At 55.0% G+C, this 21,186-nt stretch carries 19 protein-coding genes and 1 pseudogene; 17 read left to right on the top strand and 3 right to left on the bottom strand.

Annotation, left to right across the window (positions count from 1 at the left end):
* The first annotated feature begins 2 nt into the window (after positions 1–2).
* Both FPZ49_RS22820 and FPZ49_RS22815 read left to right on the top strand, forming a co-directional pair.
* Positions 3–1,475, top strand: coding sequence for a hypothetical protein (locus FPZ49_RS22820; RefSeq protein WP_144851391.1), 1,473 nt, complete (start codon positions 3–5; stop codon positions 1,473–1,475).
* Positions 1,472–1,882: a hypothetical protein gene (locus FPZ49_RS22815; protein WP_144851389.1), complete on the top strand. Its 411-nt coding sequence runs from the start codon at positions 1,472–1,474 to the stop codon at positions 1,880–1,882. The genes FPZ49_RS22820 and FPZ49_RS22815 overlap by 4 nt, the downstream gene beginning before the upstream one ends.
* 11 nt (positions 1,883–1,893) lie before the next feature.
* On the opposite strand, the gene FPZ49_RS22810 is transcribed toward FPZ49_RS22815, so the two are convergent.
* On the bottom strand, positions 1,894–2,832 hold the full coding sequence (locus tag FPZ49_RS22810) for a hypothetical protein (protein WP_144851387.1): 939 nt from the start codon (positions 2,830–2,832) through the stop codon (positions 1,894–1,896).
* 124 nt (positions 2,833–2,956) lie between these two features.
* Here FPZ49_RS22810 and FPZ49_RS22805 point away from each other — a divergent pair, with 124 nt between their 5' ends.
* The 5 genes from FPZ49_RS22805 to FPZ49_RS22785 all read left to right on the top strand — a co-directional run bounded on the left by FPZ49_RS22805 (position 2,957) and on the right by FPZ49_RS22785 (position 9,655).
* Positions 2,957–3,565 carry a DUF1345 domain-containing protein gene (locus FPZ49_RS22805; RefSeq protein WP_261381551.1) on the top strand — a complete coding sequence of 203 codons (609 nt, stop codon included), beginning with the start codon at positions 2,957–2,959 and terminating at the stop codon, positions 3,563–3,565.
* 246 nt (positions 3,566–3,811) lie between these two features.
* A complete protein-coding gene (locus tag FPZ49_RS22800; RefSeq protein ID WP_261381550.1) occupies positions 3,812–5,497 on the top strand; it encodes an efflux RND transporter periplasmic adaptor subunit in 1,686 nt (561 codons plus the stop codon).
* A gap of 24 nt (positions 5,498–5,521) precedes the next feature.
* Positions 5,522–6,247 (top strand): ABC transporter ATP-binding protein, encoded by a 726-nt coding sequence (locus tag FPZ49_RS22795; RefSeq protein WP_144851383.1) that lies wholly within the window; start codon positions 5,522–5,524, stop codon positions 6,245–6,247.
* Positions 6,244–7,419, top strand: coding sequence for an ABC transporter permease (locus tag FPZ49_RS22790; protein WP_144851381.1), 1,176 nt, complete (start codon positions 6,244–6,246; stop codon positions 7,417–7,419). The genes FPZ49_RS22795 and FPZ49_RS22790 overlap by 4 nt, the downstream gene beginning before the upstream one ends.
* A gap of 52 nt (positions 7,420–7,471) precedes the next feature.
* Positions 7,472–9,655 carry a hypothetical protein gene (locus FPZ49_RS22785; protein WP_144851379.1) on the top strand — a complete coding sequence of 728 codons (2,184 nt, stop codon included), beginning with the start codon at positions 7,472–7,474 and terminating at the stop codon, positions 9,653–9,655.
* A gap of 87 nt (positions 9,656–9,742) precedes the next feature.
* On the opposite strand, the gene FPZ49_RS22780 is transcribed toward FPZ49_RS22785, so the two are convergent.
* A complete protein-coding gene (locus tag FPZ49_RS22780) occupies positions 9,743–12,856 on the bottom strand; it encodes a beta-galactosidase (protein ID WP_144851377.1) in 3,114 nt (1,037 codons plus the stop codon).
* A 187-nt stretch (positions 12,857–13,043) separates the two neighbouring features.
* On the opposite strand from FPZ49_RS22780, the gene FPZ49_RS22775 reads away from it, so the two are divergent.
* A complete protein-coding gene (locus FPZ49_RS22775) occupies positions 13,044–14,084 on the top strand; it encodes a LacI family DNA-binding transcriptional regulator (protein WP_144851375.1) in 1,041 nt (346 codons plus the stop codon).
* A gap of 113 nt (positions 14,085–14,197) precedes the next feature.
* Positions 14,198–14,405 (top strand): annotated as a pseudogene (locus FPZ49_RS22770) (chromate transporter); the annotation flags it as partial.
* A gap of 55 nt (positions 14,406–14,460) precedes the next feature.
* On the opposite strand, the gene FPZ49_RS22765 reads toward FPZ49_RS22770, so the two are convergent.
* Positions 14,461–14,643, bottom strand: coding sequence for a hypothetical protein (locus FPZ49_RS22765; RefSeq protein WP_144851373.1), 183 nt, complete (start codon positions 14,641–14,643; stop codon positions 14,461–14,463).
* A 463-nt stretch (positions 14,644–15,106) separates the two neighbouring features.
* Between FPZ49_RS22765 and FPZ49_RS22760 the strand changes: the two genes are divergently transcribed.
* The 8 genes from FPZ49_RS22760 to FPZ49_RS35950 all read left to right on the top strand — a co-directional run bounded on the left by FPZ49_RS22760 (position 15,107) and on the right by FPZ49_RS35950 (position 21,036).
* Positions 15,107–16,147 carry an ABC transporter substrate-binding protein gene (locus FPZ49_RS22760; protein WP_144851371.1) on the top strand — a complete coding sequence of 347 codons (1,041 nt, stop codon included), beginning with the start codon at positions 15,107–15,109 and terminating at the stop codon, positions 16,145–16,147.
* 133 nt (positions 16,148–16,280) lie between these two features.
* Positions 16,281–17,183, top strand: a complete 903-nt coding sequence (locus tag FPZ49_RS22755; protein WP_144851369.1) for an ABC transporter permease — start codon at positions 16,281–16,283, stop codon at positions 17,181–17,183.
* A complete protein-coding gene (locus tag FPZ49_RS22750) occupies positions 17,183–17,977 on the top strand; it encodes an ABC transporter ATP-binding protein (protein ID WP_144851366.1) in 795 nt (264 codons plus the stop codon). The genes FPZ49_RS22755 and FPZ49_RS22750 overlap by 1 nt, the downstream gene beginning before the upstream one ends.
* A 49-nt stretch (positions 17,978–18,026) precedes the next feature.
* Complete coding sequence (locus FPZ49_RS22745) at positions 18,027–19,220, top strand: MFS transporter (RefSeq protein WP_144851364.1); 1,194 nt, start codon at positions 18,027–18,029, stop codon at positions 19,218–19,220.
* Between the two features lie 106 nt (positions 19,221–19,326).
* Positions 19,327–20,148 (top strand): TolB family protein, encoded by an 822-nt coding sequence (locus tag FPZ49_RS22740; protein WP_186446017.1) that lies wholly within the window; start codon positions 19,327–19,329, stop codon positions 20,146–20,148.
* A complete protein-coding gene (locus FPZ49_RS22735; RefSeq protein ID WP_144851359.1) occupies positions 20,091–20,618 on the top strand; it encodes a hypothetical protein in 528 nt (175 codons plus the stop codon). The genes FPZ49_RS22740 and FPZ49_RS22735 overlap by 58 nt, the downstream gene beginning before the upstream one ends.
* Before the next feature lie 4 nt (positions 20,619–20,622).
* Positions 20,623–20,877: a hypothetical protein gene (locus tag FPZ49_RS22730; protein ID WP_144851357.1), complete on the top strand. Its 255-nt coding sequence runs from the start codon at positions 20,623–20,625 to the stop codon at positions 20,875–20,877.
* A 6-nt stretch (positions 20,878–20,883) separates the two neighbouring features.
* Positions 20,884–21,036, top strand: a complete 153-nt coding sequence (locus FPZ49_RS35950) for a hypothetical protein (RefSeq protein WP_186446016.1) — start codon at positions 20,884–20,886, stop codon at positions 21,034–21,036.
* Positions 21,037–21,186 lie beyond the last annotated feature (150 nt).

Genomic DNA, 21,186 nt, shown 5'->3' with positions numbered 1-21,186 from the left:
GGATGGAGTTGGATGGACATCGTGAAAACCCAATAAAGTTGCTGGGGATTGTTCGTCGCGGGTATTGGCTGACTTTGGTGATGCTGCTGTTTTTTGCGGGTTTAGGAGCGGCGCTTTGGTGGTCGAGGCCGCCGGTGCTCGGCGTGGCGGAGCCGGGTCTTGCGCCTGCGCATCCGGGGTGGCGCATCGGCTATTTTGCCGGGGCCGCGCTGACGGATGCGACGCTTCAACAGGCGGTTGTGCAGCAGCCGGAGGTGCTGTTTTTTGCCGGTCCGGCTCCTGAAGCCGGACCTGGGGCGGGGCCCGCTCCACGCACGTTTTTCCCCGTGCTGGACGGGACGCGCGCTGCGGCGGCGGAGCTGGCCGCCCGGTTTCCCCATCTCCCGGCGGATCAGCTGCCGGGGTATGGCCGAACCGCGTATTTCGTGGACTACGGGAATGCGCGGTTCTGGTTTTTGGATGCGGCGCGGCTGGCGACTGAGCCCGCGGCGCAGCTGGATTGGCTGGCGCGGACCGCTGCGGAGCTGACCGATCCGGCGATGCACCGGATCGTCCTGCTCCGCGAGGAGCCCGCGCAGCCGGAGGTTTGGCGTCGGCTCGCGGCGAGCGGAGCCGACCTCGTGCTCATCGGCGCGCGGCTGTACGCGCCGGAGGCGGCGGTAACCGACCGGCCCGCGGCCGGTTACCGCCCTTCCGCCCACCAAGGGTGGGCGGAGTGGACCGTGAGCAGCAGCGGCGACACCCCGCCGCCGCTGCTGCTCACGCTCGAGGGCCGCGGCAGCCGCCTCGCGGCCACGGACCCCAGCCGCCCGCAGGCGCGGCTGGCGGTGGAAGCCGCCGGGCTGCGCCAAGCGGCGGCGGGGCAAGACCGGGCGCCGGTGGCCATCGGCGCCACGTGGCGCTACACCGCGGACGGAGCCGCGGTGCGCGCCGGGATCCCGCCGCAGCAGGACCCGCGCGGCGAAGAACCCATCGCCGGGCGCTTTCAGCTCCCGCCCGGCGATTGGCGCAGCCCGGTCTATGACGACGCGGGCTGGAAGGCAGGCCCTGCGCCGTTCGGACGGTCGCAGGACAGCGCCAAGCGGCGCAGCCTTCGCACGCCGCTCGAAGCGCGGCCGGAGTCGCCGACCGTCTATTTTCGCAAATCGTTCGTCCTGGACGACGACCCGGCGCGATACACCGACTGGCAGCTCCAGGTCGCCTTCGAGGACGGCTACATCGCCTACTTGAACGGAACGGAAATCGCGAGGGATTCGATTCGCGAGGGCTGGGTGAACGCCCGATCGCTGGCCGACCCGCACGAGGGAGGACGGTTCGAAGCGATCCCGCTGGGCAGCCATCGCGAGCTGCTGGTGAAGGGCGTCAATACGCTGGCGGTAGAAGTCCATACGAGCCATCCGGACGCGCCCGAGATGTGGTTCGATCTGACCTTGACGGGAAAAATCGCGGCAAACGCGAAGGGGGATTCGGAATGAACCGGGCGGCTAGAGCCATCGAACAAAGAGAGCAGGGGAGAATCCGGCTGCGGCTGGGGATGCTCCTCGTGCTGCTAATCGCCACCGTAGCCGGCACGGTCTACTGGATTAGCACCTCAACGTCAAAAAACAGCGAGTCCAACCTCACCGTAAGGCTGGCGTTTACCCGAAGCAGTGTGATCATAGAGAACGGGGATACAGACCTCTGGAGCGGCGTAACAATCCGGCTAAACGGGGAGTACACCTATACAGTGGACAGGCTCCCCCGCGGGGCCGGCAGCGTGCCGTGGACCGCCTTTCACAACGCGGCGGGAGAGCCGTTCAATGCGCAGCGGACAACGGCGCATCAGCTGACGCTCGAGGTAGAGGAAGGCCCCGGCGGTAAACCGGGGCATTGGAAATGGTAATAGCGCAAAAATTATAGCATCAGCAGCCGTTCGATCCCGATCGCACTGATCATCATCCGTTCTTTTTTATTGCCCAGCAGCTGCTGCGGCCAATCGACCAAGCCGCCGTCGCCGATCTGCAGCGTCTGGCCGTTCAGGGTGACGATCAACGTGAATTGCAGCCCTTGATAATAGAGGTTGTCGGTTTCCGTCTTGTTCTCGATAACAGAAAGACCCGGCACAGCGTTCGCAATAAAGTCCGCCGTTCGTTCCACCAGTCCCGCGCTGTCCTTATAGCCGCCGCGGCGGTTCAGGCTGACGGTGAGCTCGGTGTCATAGATCGTTTTAAAGATCGTTTGGTACACCCGCAGATGCTCCGCCAGCGTTTGCTTTTCAAAGCTGTAGGAGCCTTTGTCTTTTCCCGAGGAGACCATGCAGAACAAGTGAAAATGCGGCAGCAGTCCGGGCTTGGAAAATTGCTGTGCCCTCACATGCCGATGCGTCGTGCTGAAGCGAAGGGGCTCAGGCTCGTTGCTCATGGCTCCGGTCTTGATGCCGTGGCAAAGCTGCAGTGCCAGCGCATTGGTGGCATCCGCCACGACTTCCGTTCCCCGGAGGGCGGAAATGATTTTATTTTGATCCGCTGAGGCCACGATGGAGCACGATCCCAAAGGGGCAACCGGGGATAGCTGAACGGGAGCAAAGGAATGGGTCTCGGCGATTTCCAGGAGCTGAATCTCCAGCTTTTTTAGCGCAATCGGATGTAGGGCCGACGGTGCGACGAACCGGTTGGACGCGTACCGCTTGAGTAAATCCGCCGCCGAGGAATGACCAGTCGTCTCGCGGAACACCTCGAGCAGCAGCGTGCTTAAGTCGGATAGCGAGAGCCGCTCGGTTAACGCTTCCACGGCGTGCTCAAGCCCTAGCTGATTCAAAATGCGTTGCAGTTCTTTTCGCGGGTCATAATCCATAAGTTTTCGCTCCAATTCACAGTAAAATGGGCATTATCGCTAGGTAGGACAAGCGGATGAATTAGAGAATATCTTACCATAGGTTTCCATTTGTAGGTTATTTTTTTATGAGGAGAAATGTCACGTGCGTCGTACTTCCTATGCTATCGCGATTATGGCGATTGGGCTGCTGCTTAGCATCGTATTGGATTCCTTGACTGGGGGACCGAATTGGATCCTGCCGCTGCTCGCCGTCGCGCTGTTAATTCCATTTTCTATCGCGGTACTAAGAGAGCATCACGAATGGACACGGCTGATTGCGATTGTAATTGCTGTCGTCGTGACCGTGGGGCTGATCGCCAGCGTCATCTTCCTGATCAATGCGCTGTTCACGCATGCGGCCGAAGGGCAGGAGCTGTTTCGCGATGCGGCGCTGCTTTGGGTCATCAATGTGGCCGTGTTCGCGGTTTGGTACTGGGAGATCGATCAGGGAGGGCCCCAGCTGCGAAGTCATAGGGAGAGTCGGTCGACCGACTTTTTATTCCCACAGATGACGAGCGACGCCGAGCAGTGGAGAGGCTGGAAGCCGGAATTCTTGGACTATTTGTTTCTAGCGTTCAATACAAGCACCGCGTTCAGCCCGACCGATACGCTCGTCATGTCCCGCCGCGCCAAGCTGCTCATGATGACCCAAGCGTCCATCTCCCTGGTTGTAATTGCCGTCATTGCCGCGCGCGCAGTGAACATTGCCTGAAGTTCCGAAGCGCTTGAGCCCCTCGTTTCTCCATTTTTGGCTTTACTTAAGTGCTTGCTTTGCCCCCCTCTTTTTTTCACGACAATAACACCCATGAATTCCCTACCATTCGACATAATTCCACATTTACCAGTAACCCGTGAAAATTTTCAGCTTGCTTTAAGCTTGATTTCACCTTGATTTCACAAACGGAAGTTACCCTTAAAATATGAGAAATCAGTAGTCATGTCGGGAGGTACATCACTCGTGAACAAAAAAAAGACGATTATTATCGTGCTGGCCGCCATCCTCGCCGCAGGCGGAGGCTCAGCAGCCTATATTTATCAAGGCAAAACTGCTGCGAAGAAAACAACGGCCAGCGCTCAGCAAACCGTAAAGGTGACCCGGGGCAATCTCCGTTCGACCATCACCGGCACCTCCCAGCTTGAGGCTCAGGATGTCCAGATGATCGTCCCGCCGAAGGAAGGGGTCATCAAAACGCTCAATTTAACCCGGAACCAGCCGGTGAAGAAGGGCGACCTCTTGCTGGAGCTGACGGATTCGACGATTACGGAGAAAATGGATTCTACCCAGCAGCAGCTAAGCACCTACCAGTCCGATATGCAGGATCTATTGTCACAGCAAGGTGCGCTAAAGACGCTGGCTCCGGTCAGCGGCAAGCTGATTTTAGCGACGAACCTCAGCGAAGGCACCTCCGTTTCCAAAACGACCAAAATTGCCACCATCGCCAATCCGGATACGCTCACAGTGACGCTGCCGTTCGTTCAAGAGGAAGTGTCGCAGCTTCATAAAGGCGATACGATTGAGCTGACGATCGACGGATTTATGCTGACGAAAACCGGCACAGTCGATTCCATTTCGACCGGGGCCAATGCCGACGCGAAAGGCAACCGGCTGGCTAGCGTGACGGTTCGCGTGGATAACGACGGCACGATGGATGCGGATCTGAACGTGCAGGGCGCTGTCATGGTGAACGGGCTGAAGGTGCAATCGACGGCCAAAGCCAAGACGCAATATCAGACCACTACGCCGGTGTTCGCGAATGTGAACGGAACCATCAGCAAGCTGGAATATAAAGACTCCCGCAGTGTAAAAGCAGGCGAGCTGCTGGCGACAATCGTCAGCGACAGCTTATCGAAAGATATTACGAGCAAGCAGCAGCAAATCGATCAGGCCAATAAATCGATCGCCGATTTGACGGACCAGCTGAACAATTTGAAGGTATACGCGCCGTTTGACGGTGTATTCTCAACGGATTTTGCCGATCCAAAAAAAAATGTCCTGACCTCGTACCCAGTCGGCACGACGATTGAGAGCGGAACCAAGCTGGGCGCCGTAGCCAGCCTCGATACGCTGCAGCTTCCAATTAGCGTGGATGAGCTCGATCTGCCGAAAATCAAGACCGGACAGAAGGCGGTTGTTCGAGTCGACGCAATCTCAGGAAAAACGTTTGATGCCGAGGTTACGCAGGTCTCCACTGTGGGAACAACGACCAACGGCGTAAGTACCTATACTGTAGTGCTTAGCATGAAAAGCTCTCCGGAATTAAAATACGGTATGACTGCGAGCGCGGATATTATTATTCAAGATAAACAAAAGGTGCTCACACTGCCGATTCAAGCGGTGCAAAATCGCGGCGGCAAGCATTTCGTTTCAGTCCAAGGCGCAGACGGAAAGCTGGAGCAAAAAGAAGTGAAGGTCGGCGTCAACAGCAGTACGATGATCGAAATTACCGAAGGGCTGAACGAAGGCGATCAAGTTGTCGTTCAAGGAACGACCACCAGACAAAACAACCTGTCGCAGCAGCAAATTGACCAGCTTCGTCAGCAATTCCAGCAAGGAGCTGGCGGGGCAGGCGGCGGCGGATTCCCAGGTGGAGGCGGATTCCAGGGCGGCGGCGGTGGCGGTGCCACTCGAGGAGGCAATCGATAAGGCCGGAAAGGAGGGCTTGCTGTCATGAGTATGATCGAACTGAAAAATATAGTGAAAAGCTTTAAGCGCGGCGCAGAAGAATTGACCATTCTCAAGAGTATCTCGCTTGAAGTGGAGAAGGGTGAATTTATCGCCATCGTCGGTCCCAGCGGCTCGGGTAAATCCACGCTGATGAATACGATCGGGCTGCTCGATGTCCCAACCTCCGGCTCTTATATGCTGGACGGCGTGGCGACGGAGAAGCTTCGGGACGATCAGCTGGCCGAGGTACGCAACCGGAAAATCGGATTTATTTTCCAGCAGTTCAACCTGCTGCCGAGATTAACGGCGATTGAGAATGTGGAGCTGCCGATGATTTATGCCGGCATTTCGAGGAAAGAACGGCGGGAGCGCGCGCAGGCGATGCTCGAAAGTCTGGGCATGGGCCAGCGCTCTCACCATCGTCCGAGCGAGCTGTCCGGCGGTCAGCAGCAGCGGGTCGCGATCTCCCGGGCGCTGGCGATCGGACCAGCGATTCTGCTAGCGGACGAACCGACCGGGGCGCTGGACTCGAACACGGGGAAAGAAGTGCTCGAGCTGATGATTCAGCTCAACGAAGCGGGCAATACGATCATTCTGATCACGCATGATCTGCATATTGCGGAGCATGCGAAGCGGGTCGTGACGATCCGTGACGGAGAAATCGTGGGAGATCGGCGCACTGAGCGTACAGCATTATCCGAGCGGCAGCTGACGGAGGTGCACCGATGAAATTTTCAGAGTTAATCAGCATGGCGCTCAAGACCGTCACCGCCAGCTGGATGCGGACGCTCTTGACCATGCTGGGTGTTATTATCGGGGTTGCCTCCGTAGTGACCCTGGTCTCGATCGGTCGGGGGACGACGGAAGCGATCGAGAAGCAATATGAGAATCTAGGTACGAACCTGATTACCGTTAATATTTTGGGTCAGGGCCGCGCTACACAGCTCAATTACGACAAGACGATGCAGCTCGAGGAATTTCCCGAGTTTAATAACATCGCTCCGGCGGTGTCCGGCTCGAACAATGTCAAATTTGACCGTACTCAGCAATCGTACAATGTGATCGGCACGAATGACCGCTACCTGGACATTACCAAAACCCAGCTGGCCACCGGCCGATTCTTATCGGATGGCGATATCAATTTCCGCACGAACGTAGCGGTGCTGGGAAGCACGGTGGTCTCCGAGCTGTTCGGCAAGGTCAACCCGATCGATCAAAAAATCAATATCAAAGGGTATGAATTTACCGTCATCGGCACCTTGAAAACCAAGGGCAGCGCGATGGGCGGAGCGTCGGTGGACGAATCGATCATCGTACCGCTGCCAACCGCCCAAAGACAGTTAGGCATGGGTAACATTCGCACGACCTATATTGAAGCAGCAAGTAAAGACGATATCACCAAAGCCCAGACGACCTTTACGAACTATTTAACGACGGAGTTTAAGAGCTCGAACGGCTTCCGGGTTCAGAATCAGGATTCCCTGGTCCAGGCTAGAACCGAAGCATCGAGTACCCTTACCGGCCAGCTGGTCAGCGTAGCCTGCATCTCGCTCCTTGTCGGAGGCATCGGGATTATGAACATCATGCTCGTGACGGTCACGGAACGGACCCGGGAGATTGGGATTCGTAAATCGATTGGGGCCAAGCGGCGCAACATTTTGCTGCAATTCCTGGTGGAAGCGGTCGTCATCAGCGGCTTGGGCGGCTTGATCGGGCTGGTGCTCGGGATTGGCTTATCGCTGCTGTGGCCTAGCATTAATCCGAAGCAGCTTACGGTCATTTCATGGGACATCAGTGTTTACGCCTTTTTATTCTCCGTCGCCGTAGGTGTTGTGTTTGGTTTATATCCGGCAAACAAAGCATCCAAGCTTCGACCGATTGACGCGCTTCGTACAGACTAACTTAGAACCCGCATCCTGCGCATGGTCAGACTTTTTTAAGGAGGCAACATCATTGAAAATGCCATTCAGCCACAAATCCGATAGACGGATGAAGTATCCTGCTATTGCACTCGTTTTTACGCTCATCGCCATGCTGTTGTACAATGTCGTTCCCGGTATTACCTATGCGGGCAAAGAAGGGGTATTCCTTAACAATTCAGTATATTTTACGCTGGAGGAGGTAGCTCTATCCAAGGGCACCAGCAGCCAGACGATGCAGTTCCGCGTCATGCTGAACAATGACAGCGACGCCAGCGTTGACTTCAATCAATACGGCGTACAAGTTGTAACGACCGATGGAAGAGCCTACTACGCCCAGCTGAGCGAAAAAGCGAACGCCGTCGTTGCCGGCCACTCGGCCCAATCCTTCTCGTTTATCGCGAAGGTAGCACCGGGGCTGACGGCAGACCAATTGAGTGTCGACTTCTTCAACCGCGGCAGCGGAAACCAGGATATGGGTGCACTCTCGGTACAGAAGGCGATGTCCTTCCTGCAGACCGACCACCAATTCGTGTTTAACCTGACCGATGCGGACCCTACGTTTACAGGCAATACCTTTGTGTCGGTGCAAGCGGTGAATGCTTTTGCCGTGCCAACCGATGACCAGTATAAAATTACCTTGGATACCAAGGTGAAGGTGTCCGGAACGGATTCTTGGAATCCGACGAGCCTGGCCTATGTGCTGAAGGACGGTGCAAACCATACCTTCGCACTGAAAGCTGCCAATGCAGAATCCGTGCAATCGGACGGCGTATCGACTTATCGCGTGCTGCTGACGACGATGCTGGATACCCAGCCGGACCTGCAGACACTCAAGCTCGACATGAACAAAACTGATGGTACCAACCTCGGCACGATCGATTTGCAGTCGCTGTTCACAATGGTCAATGTGGGTGATAAGGCTTCCTTTAACAGCCAAGGCCGTGAAGGTGTTACGCTGGTCGTTGATAAAGCCGAAGAGATGAATCAGTCCGGCAAGCGCCAAGCGCTGGTCACGGCAACCCTGCATAATGACGGGAAGCGTACAGTAGCCAATCCAGTACTGGCAGGGATGTTGGTCTCGAAAGACCAGCAAATCTCGCTCGCTACCGAGACCGTAGTTAAAGACACGGATAAGTACACCTCGGCCGGCAAAACGACCTCTTACCAATTTGTCGTCGAGCTTCCGGATGAAGTGGTTTCCGGTGCTTATGAATTCTACGTATCCGAGCAAAAATCGTCTACCGCAGTATCTAGCGCCTCGTCTTCCTCCAGTTCAACTAGTGGAACGACAGGGTCCACGACGGGCACTTCCAGCAGTTCGCAGTCGAGCTCGCAATCCGGGTTGACGACTACGATTCCGGTCATGGCGGTCAATCTTGATGCAGGCTTAACGGCTAGCACAGGGGTAGCGCCATCGGGCAGCTCCTATGAGCTGGGCACACCGTTCGTCTTCAAGACGGACAATAAAACGATTGATCCGAAGCTGGACGTTTCGCTCGTGGAAATCAACGCGCATACCAATCCGGATAACGGCTATCAAACCGTGGTTGCCAAGTTTAAATTTATGAACAACAGTCAAGAAACGCTGGATCTGCCGACGTTTGATACCGAGCTTCAGGATGATACCGGTACGTCTTATCCTGGTGCACGTCAAACGACGACGCTGAAGCAGCTGATTCCGCAGTCCGCTTATGTGTACAGCTATGCTTATCTGATGCCGCCAACGGCGAAAGGCACGTTCAAGCTGAGCATTCTGGAGCCTACGTCTTCGAGCCTGCTGAAGCTTCCAATTTCCGCGGTTCAAGTTGCAGTCCATTCGACGGATGATGACGCAGCTAGTGTACTTGGCAAAATGGCTTCGTTCTATCCTTATACAGTAAATATCCAAGATTGGAATCTGGGTTCGACGTACAGCGGCGGTACGTACTCGTACAAATTAAAGCTGAGCCTGGATATCAAGAAGGATACTACGGTCTTGGTAGACGACTCGTTCTCTACAATGGAATTTGAACTGGTGGACTCCAACGGCATCGTGCTTGGTAACTCCGTTCAAACCTTGCAAGGGACGAATAAGCTGATTAGCGGTCTGCAATCCATTAACTTCTCGAGCGTCAAGGCCGAGCAGTTTGATTATCCGCTCACAGTCAACGTATATGAAGACATTACAACGGCTAACGGTACCGCCAAGCGCTTGATTGCCAAGCTGCAGCAGTAATGCCATAGCCCAACGGAAAGAAGCCGGGAACATCCCTTCGAGGATGTCACCGGCTTCTTTTTTTGCCCAGCAGCACAAAAAGGCGAATTAGCTGACTTCAACCTGTACTTGCTCAGGCCGGTATACGGTTAACAGCTTGCCTGCGCTATCGACTGTAAACAGCACCGAGCGCTCGCTGGGCAGTTCGAACGCATAGGTGCGGCCCGTTGCGGGGTCGCACACCTTGACCGCCGTGTCGCAGCCATACTCCGACACGAAGACGTACAGCGCGCCGGAAGCGAAGCTCAGCTTCCGGCCGTACACCCCGGCATGGCTGCCTCCTTGCAGCCATTGCAGCTCTGGTGCTACGCCCGCTTGGGCCAACGAGAACTCGTACACGGCACGGATCGTGTCCGTGTTCTCGCTTAGCTCAATCGGCAGCGGGCACCAGATCAGCTTGCCCTGGCCCAGCGGGGCAAGCATCACTTCGGCGGCTCGCCCTGCGGAGCCGGCCGGCAGCTCTTTCACAAGCTCGGCGATGCGTCGAGCGCCGAACGAGACCGGCATGGAGCGGCCTTGCAGCTCCAGCGTTTCCTCGCGCAGCAAGTTGCCTAGCTGGGTAGGACCTACAAGATCGGCCAGCCGCTGGACCGGCTGCCAATAGGCGTCCAGGCTGACCGGACCCGTCATAAGCAGCGCAGCTCCCGAATGGCGAACATAGGCTAGCAGCCGGTCCATAGCTTCGTCGCTGAAATTGTGAGCGCTCGGTACGAGGATCAGCTTCGGCTGGGTTTCAGCTCGGCCGCTGTCATCTCCCAATGCGCTTAGCTCGTATTCGCTCAAGGCACGAAAAGGGACGTTCATTTGATAGCTAAGCACGCGCGTCATCCGTGTGGTGGCATCAAAGGCCAGCTTCCGGTTGGAGAAGTCGTTCGAATAAGGGAATATCGCCGCTACTTCTTCCAGCTTCCTTCCTTCAAAGATCGAGGCGGCTTCCTTCATGAAGCGGCCGAAGTCGTAAGAAACGTCGGCCTCCGGCTTTTCCGTTCCATCCGCGCGCAGGGCGCCGATGTTGGACTCATTCACGTTGTCCATATAGAAGTTCGTATTCCATATCCACTGCACGGCGCCCGCACCGCCGGTAGAGAAGGAATACGCATACTTGCGCTCCAGCATGTTGCGAAGCTCCGTCTCTGACCGTTTCGCCCGGCCATCGGGCGTTTCGACGTACATGATGCCGGTTTCCTGTACCAGGCACGGCTTATTCGGCGCTTTTGCAAAAATCCCGTCCCAAACCAGCTCATCATTTTTCCACCAGGAGTGGACCGTTGTGTAATCGACCGCTTCCGCATAAAAAAGCGGTGAAGGACGCTGCGCTCCGAGCCCTTCGTCCTGGCCAACGGTCACAAGCTGCATCGGCTGTATCGCATGGATCGTAGCCGTCAGCTCGCGCGCCCATTGGTTGTGCATCTCCATTGTGAATAAGGTGTAATCGAGCCATAGGCTGCCTTTTTTCGCTTTGGCCATATCCTCTATATGAAGGTTGATGTCTTCCTGCTCCGGCATCCTTACGGCGTCATAATCCGGAAGCTGGTCCGGCGTCATATTCCATCGCTCCTGCAGCTCCTCTATTGTGGCGTGACGCTGCCGAATCCACTGCTGGAACGCTTGGCGTTCAAAAGGGTCCTGAGCAGAGCGCGGTCCTTTAAAAATCCGTTTCGGATCGAACATGGAAGGCTCATTAATTAAGTCCCAATGAACGTTTTTCGTATCGCGATGACGGGAAACTACAGCAGCGATGAATCGTTTTTGCGCTTCCACGCTGCGCGGGTCCAAGTACGGGTTCACGCCGTCCCAAGCTTCCGGGGTGAAGGCGAAAAAGTTGAAGGTCACTTCCAGCTCATGTCGTTTGGCTGTCAGGATAAAGGCGTCAATGGCACGAAGAATATCCTCATTCGGATGTCCGTCGATAAACATGATCGTCCTCCATGCTGTCCAGATGCCGGTGCGAATCAGGTTGATGCCGGCCTTTTTCATTTGGGCCATGTCTTTTTCCCATACGGATACGTTCGGCAGGTGCAGGAAGCGGCGTGCGACGTCGGACGTCATATAGGTCATCCCGACGACGGGCAGCGGCTTGCCCTGTTTGTGGAAGTAGTCGCGGTCGCAAGCCAGGAACTCGCCTTCGCCTAGAAGCTCATCGTCAAAGCCCCAGAAGCCTTGCGTGAGCTGACGCACTTCCCCGGATGCGGATGATACTGTACCAGCCAGCTCGTAGTATCCTTTTTCCAGCTCAACGGGTACGGAAATCCGCGTGAAATGAATGTCCCGATCGGCTTTTAGCTCCAGTGCAGTGGACCATAGTGTAGAACCGTCAGCCTTCTTGCGCAAGCTTAGCTCTAGCATCCATGCCTGTCCGAATGCGGACTTGTTTAAAGCTTGCAGCTGCACGGTAAGCGCAGGTCGTTCTCCGGGAAAGTAAGATGCGTAATTCGGCTTCACCCACATTTCCGTTACACCGCGACCGGTAAACTCCGAAAGCTCCTGCAGCAATGAAACTCCGCCGTCTTTCCAGAATGCCTCGTCCAGCTCCTGGTTTATGAACAGCCAGCGTCCGCCTGCGAAAGGACCTTTCGTATGCTCGAGCAGCACCACGGGAGCGGCCACTTCCCTGCCTTCAGCTGAGATGCCTTTGAGCAAGGGATACAGGTGCGCGTCCATCGGTCCGCCGGAGCCGCATTGCTCGGGATGATCGCTGACGCGGGTCACATGCAGAATCAAGCTATAAGTTGGAGCAGGAGTGAACAGTCGCTCTTGATTTTGCAATAAAGGGATTTGCGTGGAGGCTTTCAATGATCGAATCGGTGCGGGGTCCACCTTCATCGCCTCATGGATATGGAGCTGCTGGTGGTAAGCGGTTTGCTCCCGTTCCGGCGTCCAGACTCCATTTTTACGCACAACCGGGCATTTGAACGGAGCGCCTCCAGCATGCAGAAGGCCTCCGCCATGGCGAACATGCTTGAGGATGGAAGCCCACGCTGCTTTGGGGAAATAAGACCCATGGAGCATAGCCAATCCCGTATGATCTTCCGAGCTCAAAGCTTCTTGCAGGCCATCGGCATTCACGATACGAAAAATGGAAGCCAGCGCCTCTAGTTGAGGGGCGTTCGGACGAACCCCGGAGTAAGGAAATGCTTCATCGTAAAATAAGAGCAAGCTCATCAGGCAGCGCCTCCATTGATGGATGATTTGTTAGGTTTGTTAGGTTCCTTGTTGTTTTCTGAAGTCAACTTAGAAGAAAGGGAAGTCGTTGTCAACCGCTTTTTTTCTTGACAGATAGGGAAGCTGAGATTAATGATTTATGTTAGGTAAAATGGTTAATTGTTAAGCTTCTACAGGAGGAAAAGGGATGGCCCACAAAGTTTCTATGCAGCAAATTGCCGATTCGCTTGGGGTTTCCAAATATACGGTATCCCGCAGCTTGGCCGGTAAATCCGGCGTTAGCCTAGAGACGAGAGCGCGCGTCCTGGAAGTGGCTAGAACGATGGGGTACCGCAGTAGGGCTCCGATTGATGAGATCACCCCGATCATGAAACCGATCGATGGCCTCGGTGATCCCCCATACGTCTTGATCTGGATACGCGCCGATCATCGGAGTGAGGGGCTGTTCTGGGGGAAGGTGCTCTCGGGTATGCTGGAAGGCTGCAAACGACAGGGATGGAATCACGTGATCATGGCTGTGGAGTCAGGCGAGACCGTAGCCGAAGGAATCCCGGCCTACCTGGACCCTGCCCATTGTGTAGGACACCTCATTGCCGGAGAGCTGCCATCCGCCTTGCTGCTTACTTTATCCCGAAAGGGCCTGCCGATGGTGCTTGTGGATCACGAGGAGTCTGCATTATCCGTGGATTGCATTGTGAATGCCAATATGCAAGGAGGCCGATGGTTAACGGCCCGCATGCTTCAAGCTGGGTGTACCTCCTTGCTCTTCGTGGGCCATGACGCGTTCTCGGTCAGCTTTAAAGAACGTTGGTTTGGCTGCAAGCTGGAGATGCAAGAAGCGGGGAAGAGGGCGGAGGTGGCTTTGAGAAAGTGGAGCATTCCTTATGGAGCACGGAATTGGCAGGCGGTGCTGGAGCGAAAGCTGGAGCAACTGACGGAGAAGGAATGGCCGCACGCCATCCTCGGGGCTAACGACGATATCGCTTTGCATTGTTTATCGATCCTGGACAAGCTGTCGATGGCCGTTCCGGCGCAGTGCAAGGTGGCAGGGTTTGACAATATCGAAACGGCAGCGCTATCCAGACCCGCTTTAACGACCGTAGACTTTGGTAAGGAGTTTCTGGGCTATCGCGCCGTGGAACAGCTTCGTCGTCGAATGGAGCATCCCGGCCAGCTGACGGAGAAAATCACGATCTCAGCTCGCATCGTCTGCAGAGTATCCGGTTGACAGACAGGATGTACTCTTTTTATTTCATCCATATATCATTCGTGTGAGGTGCTGTTTCGATGTCCAAGATTGAAACAAAACGGGTAAGCGTATGGGAGCTGCTGCGCGTTTCCGCCAAGTTCGACAGCTTTAACCGATCCGGCTAGCTGGTCTTTGGCGGAGGGCATGTTATACTTTCTGCTGCTGGAGCGGGAAACGGTGCCGTCCGGCTGGGTGATTGCAGCTTATGTGGGTGCCATTACGGGTGGTCTTTCTGGGGAGATCATCGCGACGTTGGCGATTTTTCTGCCTGCGTTCTTGCTGGTGGTAGGTGCGCTGCCGTCGGGGGGGCATGGCGGGGGAACGCTGGGATGCAGGGGGCGCAGTCATCTCTTACTTATTCTGAGTCTTTCTTCCTTCGGAAAAAGAGGCCGATGATTTCAGAGCCGAGAATGATGACGGACAGCGTCCCGAGCGCGTAGGGCACAATCAGCGGGATTGCCCGCAGATCGGTAATATGCACGAGATGAAGAAACAGCGGGTACATCAGCATCAGGATGATAAAAATGGCGATTTTCAAACGCTTCGTCTCCTTGTGAGTCACTGAAATGGTTTTTTATAATACTAGCCTCGAATTGTACTTCCTCGAAAGGGCTCCGATCAGGAGCGACCGGTCTAGTGCACTGCTAGCAAAGCGGAAAATCCGCCTAGGAGCCCGCGACCGGTCTAGTGCACTGCTAGCAAAGCGGAAAATCCGCTTAGGAGCCCGCGACCGGGCATCACCGAGCGTCCCTTCTTTTAAACCTGAGACTAGGTGGTTGTTCCAGTCCACCTGGTCTCAGGCTTTGCTATAATTATACATAAATCATGAGACTGTAGCTCATTCGAAAAAAATATGTAAATAAATGGTGTTATCATAAGCCGCTGCAGAGGGCTTTTTGCTCGTTCCGGCTTATATTTTCATTGACGGAAACAGGCAAATCGTAATAATATATACATTATTGCTTTAAAGCATGTTCACGTTAAATGGGAGGTCAATGTCTATGAAATCTATCAAACTCTTAACACTGCTAGTCGCCGTGCCGTTGATCTTCGCAGGCTGCGGATCGAAAGAACCCGCACAGAACGCGGGAAGTGCCGCTTCCAAGCCGAACGACAAGAAGGTCTTCAAGATCGGCATTACGCAAATCGTCGAACATCCGTCGCTGAATGCGACACGGGAAGGTTTTCTCGCTGCGCTAAAAGACAGCGGTTTCGTAGATAAAGAAAACCTCCAGGTCGACTATCAGAACGCACAGGGAGATCCGACGAACAATTTGACCATTGCTCAAAAATTTGCTGCAGATAAGAAGGATTTGGTCCTTGCGATCGCTACTCCTTCGGCTCAAGCTGCCGTGCAAAATGTAAAAGATGCACCGATCGTATTTGCAGCCATTACAGATCCTGTCGGCGCTAAGCTCGTGAAGAGCTTGGACAAGCCGGGCGCTAACGTAACGGGCGCAGCCGATACAGCTCCGGATGCGGTGGATAAGCTGGTTGATTTTATCTCCTCCGACTTCCCGAACATCAAGACGGTAGGGATTATCGCCAACGAAGGCGAGCCTAACGCGGCAGTCATGGTGAAAAACGCTGAAGCGGCCATGGCCAAGAAAAATATTAAGGTGGTCAAAGCTGCCGCTGCGAACAGCTCCGAAGTAAAGCAAGCCGCTGAGTCGCTCGTGGGACGCGTGGACGCATTCTACATTACCCTCGACAACACCGTAGTAAGCGCAGTGGAATCGATCATTAAAATCGCCAATGAGAAGAAAATTCCGTTCTTCTCCAGCGACCGTGATACGGTTGAGAAGGGTGCACTTGCTACTTTCGGCTTTAAATATTATGACCATGGCTACCAAGCAGGCAAGATGGCGGCTGAGATCTTGAAGAACGGCGCGAAGCCTGCGGACATGAAGGTCAGCTTCCCAGACAAGCTTGATCTTATCATCAACCAGGATGCGGCCAAAGCTCAAGGCGTAACCATTACCGACTCCATGAAAAACAAAATGCAAGACAAAAAGAACCTGATCAGTGGTTCTGGGAAATAAAGGTTTACAATCGGAGTGACCTTTCTAGTATGATTAGGGAAGGTCATTCTTTATTTACGTTGACAGTAGCAACACATTGACAACTGCTATCGTCTTAGCTTCAATATCAGTTGCAATAAGGAGGATATCAACTATGCTTTCAGCGCTGACGGGGTCAATCGAACTCGGCTTGTTGTATGCCATCATGGCCCTAGGTGTGTACATTACGTTCCGGATATTGAATTTCCCGGATTTGACGGTAGACGGCAGCTTCACGACCGGCGGGGGGATTGCAGCGATGATGATCGCAGGCGGGCATTCCCCGCTGCTCGCAACGATTGTCGCTTTTTTAGGCGGTCTGGTGGCAGGTGCGCTCACTGGCGTGCTTCACACGAAAGGAAAAGTGAATGCGCTTTTGTCCGGTATTTTGATGATGATCGCGCTCTATTCCATTAATTTGCGCATTATGGGCAAGGCCAATATTCCGCTGCTCGGCGAAGACACGCTGCTGACGAATGTGCCGATCCTGTGGGTGATGCCGTTTGTTATTCTGGCCGTGAAGTTCGCGCTCGATTGGTTTTTCCGCACGGACTTAGGGTTAGCGCTGCGCGCTACAGGGGATAACCCTCGTATGATTCGCAGCTTCGGGGTCAACACCGATACCACGACCATTGTCGGTCTGAGCCTGTCCAACGGGATGGTGGCTTTGGCAGGCGGACTGATCGCTCAGTATCAGGCGTTTGCCGAAATTACGATGGGGGTAGGGATGATCGTCATCGGTCTGGCTTCCGTTATTATCGGGGAAGCGATCTTCGGCTCCCGTACGGTCATGAGAGCGACCTTGGCCGTTGTGCTGGGTGCTATTGTGTACCGCCTGGTTGTCGCGCTCGCGCTCCGCGTCGGGCTGCAGCCGACCGACATGAAGCTGATGACGGCGCTGATCGTTATTGTTGCGCTTACGCTGCCGAAGGTCCGTGGCTCGTTCAAACAGAAGGCGCTGGTTCGCAAGCGCACAGCACAATTGCAGACGAAGCTGCCCCAAGGAGGTGAAGGCTAATGCTGCGCATACAGCAAGTTACGAAGCTGTTTAATCCAGGGACACCGGATGAGAAGGTGGCGCTCTCCGGCATTAACCTGCACCTGCGCGAAGGCGACTTCGTCACGGTGATCGGGAGCAACGGCGCCGGGAAATCGACGCTGATGAATATCGTATCCGGCGTCATGACCCCGGATCTAGGCACGGTCTCGATCGCGGGCAATCCCGTCGAGCACATGCCGGAGCATCGCCGAAGCGAGTGGATCGGCCGCGTCTTCCAAGACCCGATGGCCGGTACGGCTCCGACGATGACGATCGAGGAAAATTTGGCGATGGCGTATGCCCGCAGCAAGCGCAGAGGCCTCTCCATCGGCGTGAGCGGCAAGAAGCGGACGATGTTCCGCGAGCAGCTGAAGCGCCTCGGCATCGGTCTGGAAGACCGGCTGAACGCGAAGGTCGGGCTGCTGTCGGGCGGGGAGCGCCAAGCGCTGAGCCTGCTGATGGCGACGTTCACCGAGCCGCGCATTCTGCTGCTCGACGAGCATACGGCAGCGCTCGATCCTGCCCGAGCGGAGCTCATCACTACGCTCACGGAGCAGATCGTGAAAGAATTGAACTTGACCACCTTGATGGTTACGCATAATATGGAACAAGCGATCAGACTCGGCAACCGCCTCATCATGATGGATAAAGGCGGCATCATCCTGGATGTGCCGGAATCGGAGAAGCAAGGCTTGACCGTGGACGGTCTGCTGCACCAATTTGAGCGGATCCGCGGTGCGAAGTTCGCCGATGACCGTGTCGTGCTTGGATAAGGCGACAGCTGATTCTCGAACGCATTCCAAACAAAGGCGATGAAACCACATGCAGGTGACGGGACAGATCAAACGGCTGCTGATGATGAACGCAGCTTCGAACATTATTTTCAACTACATCGGGATTTTCATTAATCTGTACATCTGGGAAAAGAACAAAAGCATTTTTGATGTCACGTGGTTCAATCTCATCTTGTTTATTCTATGGAGCATTGCGTTTGCAGTCGGCTCCCGCTTGCTGTCCCGCTTCACCACGCGTCTACTGATCCGAACCGTAGCGATCTCCGGCGCGCTGACGTTCATCCTGTTGTCCTTTCTTGAGCTGGACAATCGGCTGCTGTGGATCACCATCATCGCCATACCGATTGGCATTATGTGGGGCTTTTACGCCTCGGCGCAGAACATTACCCTCTGTGTTTTCGGCAAAGGGAAAGATTTCGAGGGCTACTTTTCGGTGGCCAGCATCATTGGCCAAGTGATCTCGATTATTAACCCGATTGCATTCGCGTTTATTATCCGATGGGTCGGGTACTCCGGATCGTTCCTGCTGATGTTTTTGTTCGTCGCGATTTTGCTGACGGTGTCGTTCTTTATCCCGCCGATTACGCTCGCGAAGGAGCCGGAGCCGTTGTTCCGCAACATGCGGTTCAGCCAAGTGTTCTCGTATACGTCGCTTCGATGGATGGCTCCGTCCTGTTTGGCCGCCGGCGTTTTCCTGCAATTTCAAGGCTTGTTTGCACTCATCTACACGTTTTCCGTTTCGAGCGATAAGCTTGTCATAGCCTTGCTGAACGTGATGTACGCTTCCTCCACCATCATCGCAATGATGCTGTACCGCAGGCTGAAGACGGGGGAGGGCGTCTGGCTCATGATCGGAATGCTGTTCATCTCCGCCGGCTTCCTGCTGCCGCTAATGCCGAGGGCGCCGCTGCTAGTGGCTTCGAACATCCTGACGACCGTCGGCATGTTTTACTTCGGAACAGTGTGGAACACCCGGCAGTTCCGTGTCATCAGCAAGCATACGGCTATTGAGCAAGCACGAATCTTGCTATGGCGAGAATGGTTCCTCAACATCGCGAGAATTACGATGCTGGTGCTTATTTTGTTTGTAAAAGAACTCAGCGGAGCAGTCTTCGTGACGCTCATCGCGTTCGCGCTCGTGTGCGCGTTATCTATTCCGCTCTTTTCCCGCAACAGCTCGGCAGCCTTCGATCAGAAGCAGCCTGCAGAAAGAAGTCTTTGATCCTCAGATCAAGGGCTTCTTTTTTTTGCACATAAATGGAGGACGCATTTGGAAACATATCCCTCAGAGACGGATCGTTGACGACAAAAATGGGGGTTGCATGCACATGGGCAAAAAGTGGGTTGTATTGTCGATGGTACTAGTTCTGCTCTGGTGCGGCGCTTCGGAAAGAGCGTATGCGGAACCGCAAGGCGGAGATGAGCGTCTCAAGGCCGCTTTTATCCGGGAAGGGAATTTGTGGGTCAAGCAAGGTGCGGTAGAGCGGAAGCTTACGACGGACGGTCATGCGGAGAGGCCGAAATGGTCGTTTGACGGAGCGTATATCGCTTATACCGAAGGGCGTGGGGAGCTGCGGGTGTACTCGTTTTCATCCAATCGGTTCTTCACTGTGCATCCGGAGGGCGGGCAGCATTACGAGTGGTCTCCGAACCAGTCAACTCTCGCCTTTCAGCTCGACACGGTGCTAAATACAGCGGGCGTGCGTCCGCAAGGGGCGGAGCCGTTCGTGAATGTGTCGCTGGGTGTAGGCAACTACACCTGGCTGCCTAACGGCCGGGGCTTTCTCGTCTCTTCCGACGCGAAGCAGCAGCCGACCGGATGGACCGGAGTCACGCTGTTCCTAGTGCCCGCAGACGCCAAGGGCGATCAGGCAAGGATTCGGAAGCTGTACACGCTTCCTGCACAGAGTGATGACTTCTTTGCCGTCCATACAAGCACGTTCAAATGGTCGGCTGATGGACGCTGGATCGCTTTTCTCGGCATGCCGACGGCTTCTTTATCAGCGGACAGCAACACGCTCTGCCTGCTTCGATCGGATGGGAGCGGCTTTCAGCAAGTGGATCACATGCTGAGATACGAAGATTGGTTTCAATGGCTCCGAAGCTCAGTAAGCTGGGATACATTCAGGGTGAAGGACGCTTTGCGATAAAAGACAAACAGCTTCGAGTCAAGCTGCTGCCCATGCTTCAGCAAGGGTCTTACACGCCAAAAGGCGATGTGGACCGCGGCCTCACCTGGCTCGATGATCGGCAGATCGTGGTTTCCCGGTCAAAGGAGCAGGAGTGGTCTACCGAGCCGGCCCAGCGTCCTCTTCCGTCGTTGGTGAAGGTGGATACGGCTGTCAAGGCACCTCAAGGTCAAATAACATTCTCGACACCTCCGGAGCAATGGGGCGATTATCAGCCGCAATGGGTGCGAAGTGCGTCTCGAGTGAGCTGGATTCGCACTGACCGGAAGCAGGCGGATGTGTGGCTGGCTCGCCCGGACGGACAGGGGGCTGAGCGCTATATTGCCGGGATTGGGACTGGAGCTGGGTCGCCGGAGCCCGTCTACTACGAGGCATGGGACTGGAGCTCCGCGCTGGCTTGGTACGATCCTCCCGTGCAGCGTAGCGAATAGACGAATGACAGCGACCAAACGCCGGGACGGGGTATTCGCACCGCACGTATCCTATAGGGAGCACGAAGCAGAAGGAGGCCCGGTCATGGTCCGCTCGCACGTGAAAACCTATAAATACCGCGTCGGCAAAAAGAGCATCATTGTCATCCATATTCACCAGAAAGCTACAGCTGCCGCAGAGCAAGGAAACGTCCTCGCCAGCAATGCGGTCAATGTGCAGATCGTTCACAAGCACAAAGGCCGGAAGAAGAGGAGGTGAATCCGCTTGGCCAAAGTGAGGAAAGTCAACAATCAAAAGTTCAATAACGGAAAAACCAAAGTCCATTCCGAGCAAAAAGCATCAGCCAAGATCGGACAAGGAGGCAACGCCTTCGCCATCAACGCGTCGGAGGTCGCCGTCATCCGCCCTCAAAACTAAAGCTGCCAAGCCAGGCAGCTTTTTTTTCTACAGCGGAATAACCAACACACTATGTTTGTTTTCAAGTTTTTGAAGGTATGCTAAGGGATCTTTTCTAAATCTTCTTCGAAGTACACTTTCGTTCAGTCTGTTGTTCCATCTTTTCTTTTG

Origin of the sequence: Paenibacillus cremeus, from assembly GCF_007786445.1 — a bacterium.
GTDB lineage: Bacteria > Bacillota > Bacilli > Paenibacillales > NBRC-103111 > Paenibacillus_G > Paenibacillus_G cremeus.
This window is presented reverse-complemented; position numbering and strand designations above follow the sequence as displayed.

Excerpts from the sequence above, each read along its gene's own strand:
- FPZ49_RS22780 (WP_144851377.1), bottom strand. The coding sequence starts at position 12,856 with ATGAGCTTGCTCTTATTTTACGATGAAGCATTTCCTTACTCCGGGGTT.
- FPZ49_RS22750 (WP_144851366.1), top strand. The coding sequence starts at position 17,183 with ATGCTGCGCATACAGCAAGTTACGAAGCTGTTTAATCCAGGGACACCG.
- FPZ49_RS22730 (WP_144851357.1), top strand. The coding sequence starts at position 20,623 with ATGACAGCGACCAAACGCCGGGACGGGGTATTCGCACCGCACGTATCC.
- FPZ49_RS22815 (WP_144851389.1), top strand. The coding sequence starts at position 1,472 with ATGAACCGGGCGGCTAGAGCCATCGAACAAAGAGAGCAGGGGAGAATC.
- FPZ49_RS22810 (WP_144851387.1), bottom strand. The coding sequence starts at position 2,832 with ATGGATTATGACCCGCGAAAAGAACTGCAACGCATTTTGAATCAGCTA.
- FPZ49_RS22755 (WP_144851369.1), top strand. The coding sequence starts at position 16,281 with ATGCTTTCAGCGCTGACGGGGTCAATCGAACTCGGCTTGTTGTATGCC.
- FPZ49_RS22740 (WP_186446017.1), top strand. The coding sequence starts at position 19,327 with ATGGGCAAAAAGTGGGTTGTATTGTCGATGGTACTAGTTCTGCTCTGG.
- FPZ49_RS22760 (WP_144851371.1), top strand. The coding sequence starts at position 15,107 with ATGAAATCTATCAAACTCTTAACACTGCTAGTCGCCGTGCCGTTGATC.
- FPZ49_RS22745 (WP_144851364.1), top strand. The coding sequence starts at position 18,027 with ATGCAGGTGACGGGACAGATCAAACGGCTGCTGATGATGAACGCAGCT.
- FPZ49_RS22820 (WP_144851391.1), top strand. The coding sequence starts at position 3 with ATGGAGTTGGATGGACATCGTGAAAACCCAATAAAGTTGCTGGGGATT.
- FPZ49_RS22790 (WP_144851381.1), top strand. The coding sequence starts at position 6,244 with ATGAAATTTTCAGAGTTAATCAGCATGGCGCTCAAGACCGTCACCGCC.
- FPZ49_RS22735 (WP_144851359.1), top strand. The coding sequence starts at position 20,091 with ATGGCTCCGAAGCTCAGTAAGCTGGGATACATTCAGGGTGAAGGACGC.
- FPZ49_RS22775 (WP_144851375.1), top strand. The coding sequence starts at position 13,044 with ATGGCCCACAAAGTTTCTATGCAGCAAATTGCCGATTCGCTTGGGGTT.
- FPZ49_RS22795 (WP_144851383.1), top strand. The coding sequence starts at position 5,522 with ATGAGTATGATCGAACTGAAAAATATAGTGAAAAGCTTTAAGCGCGGC.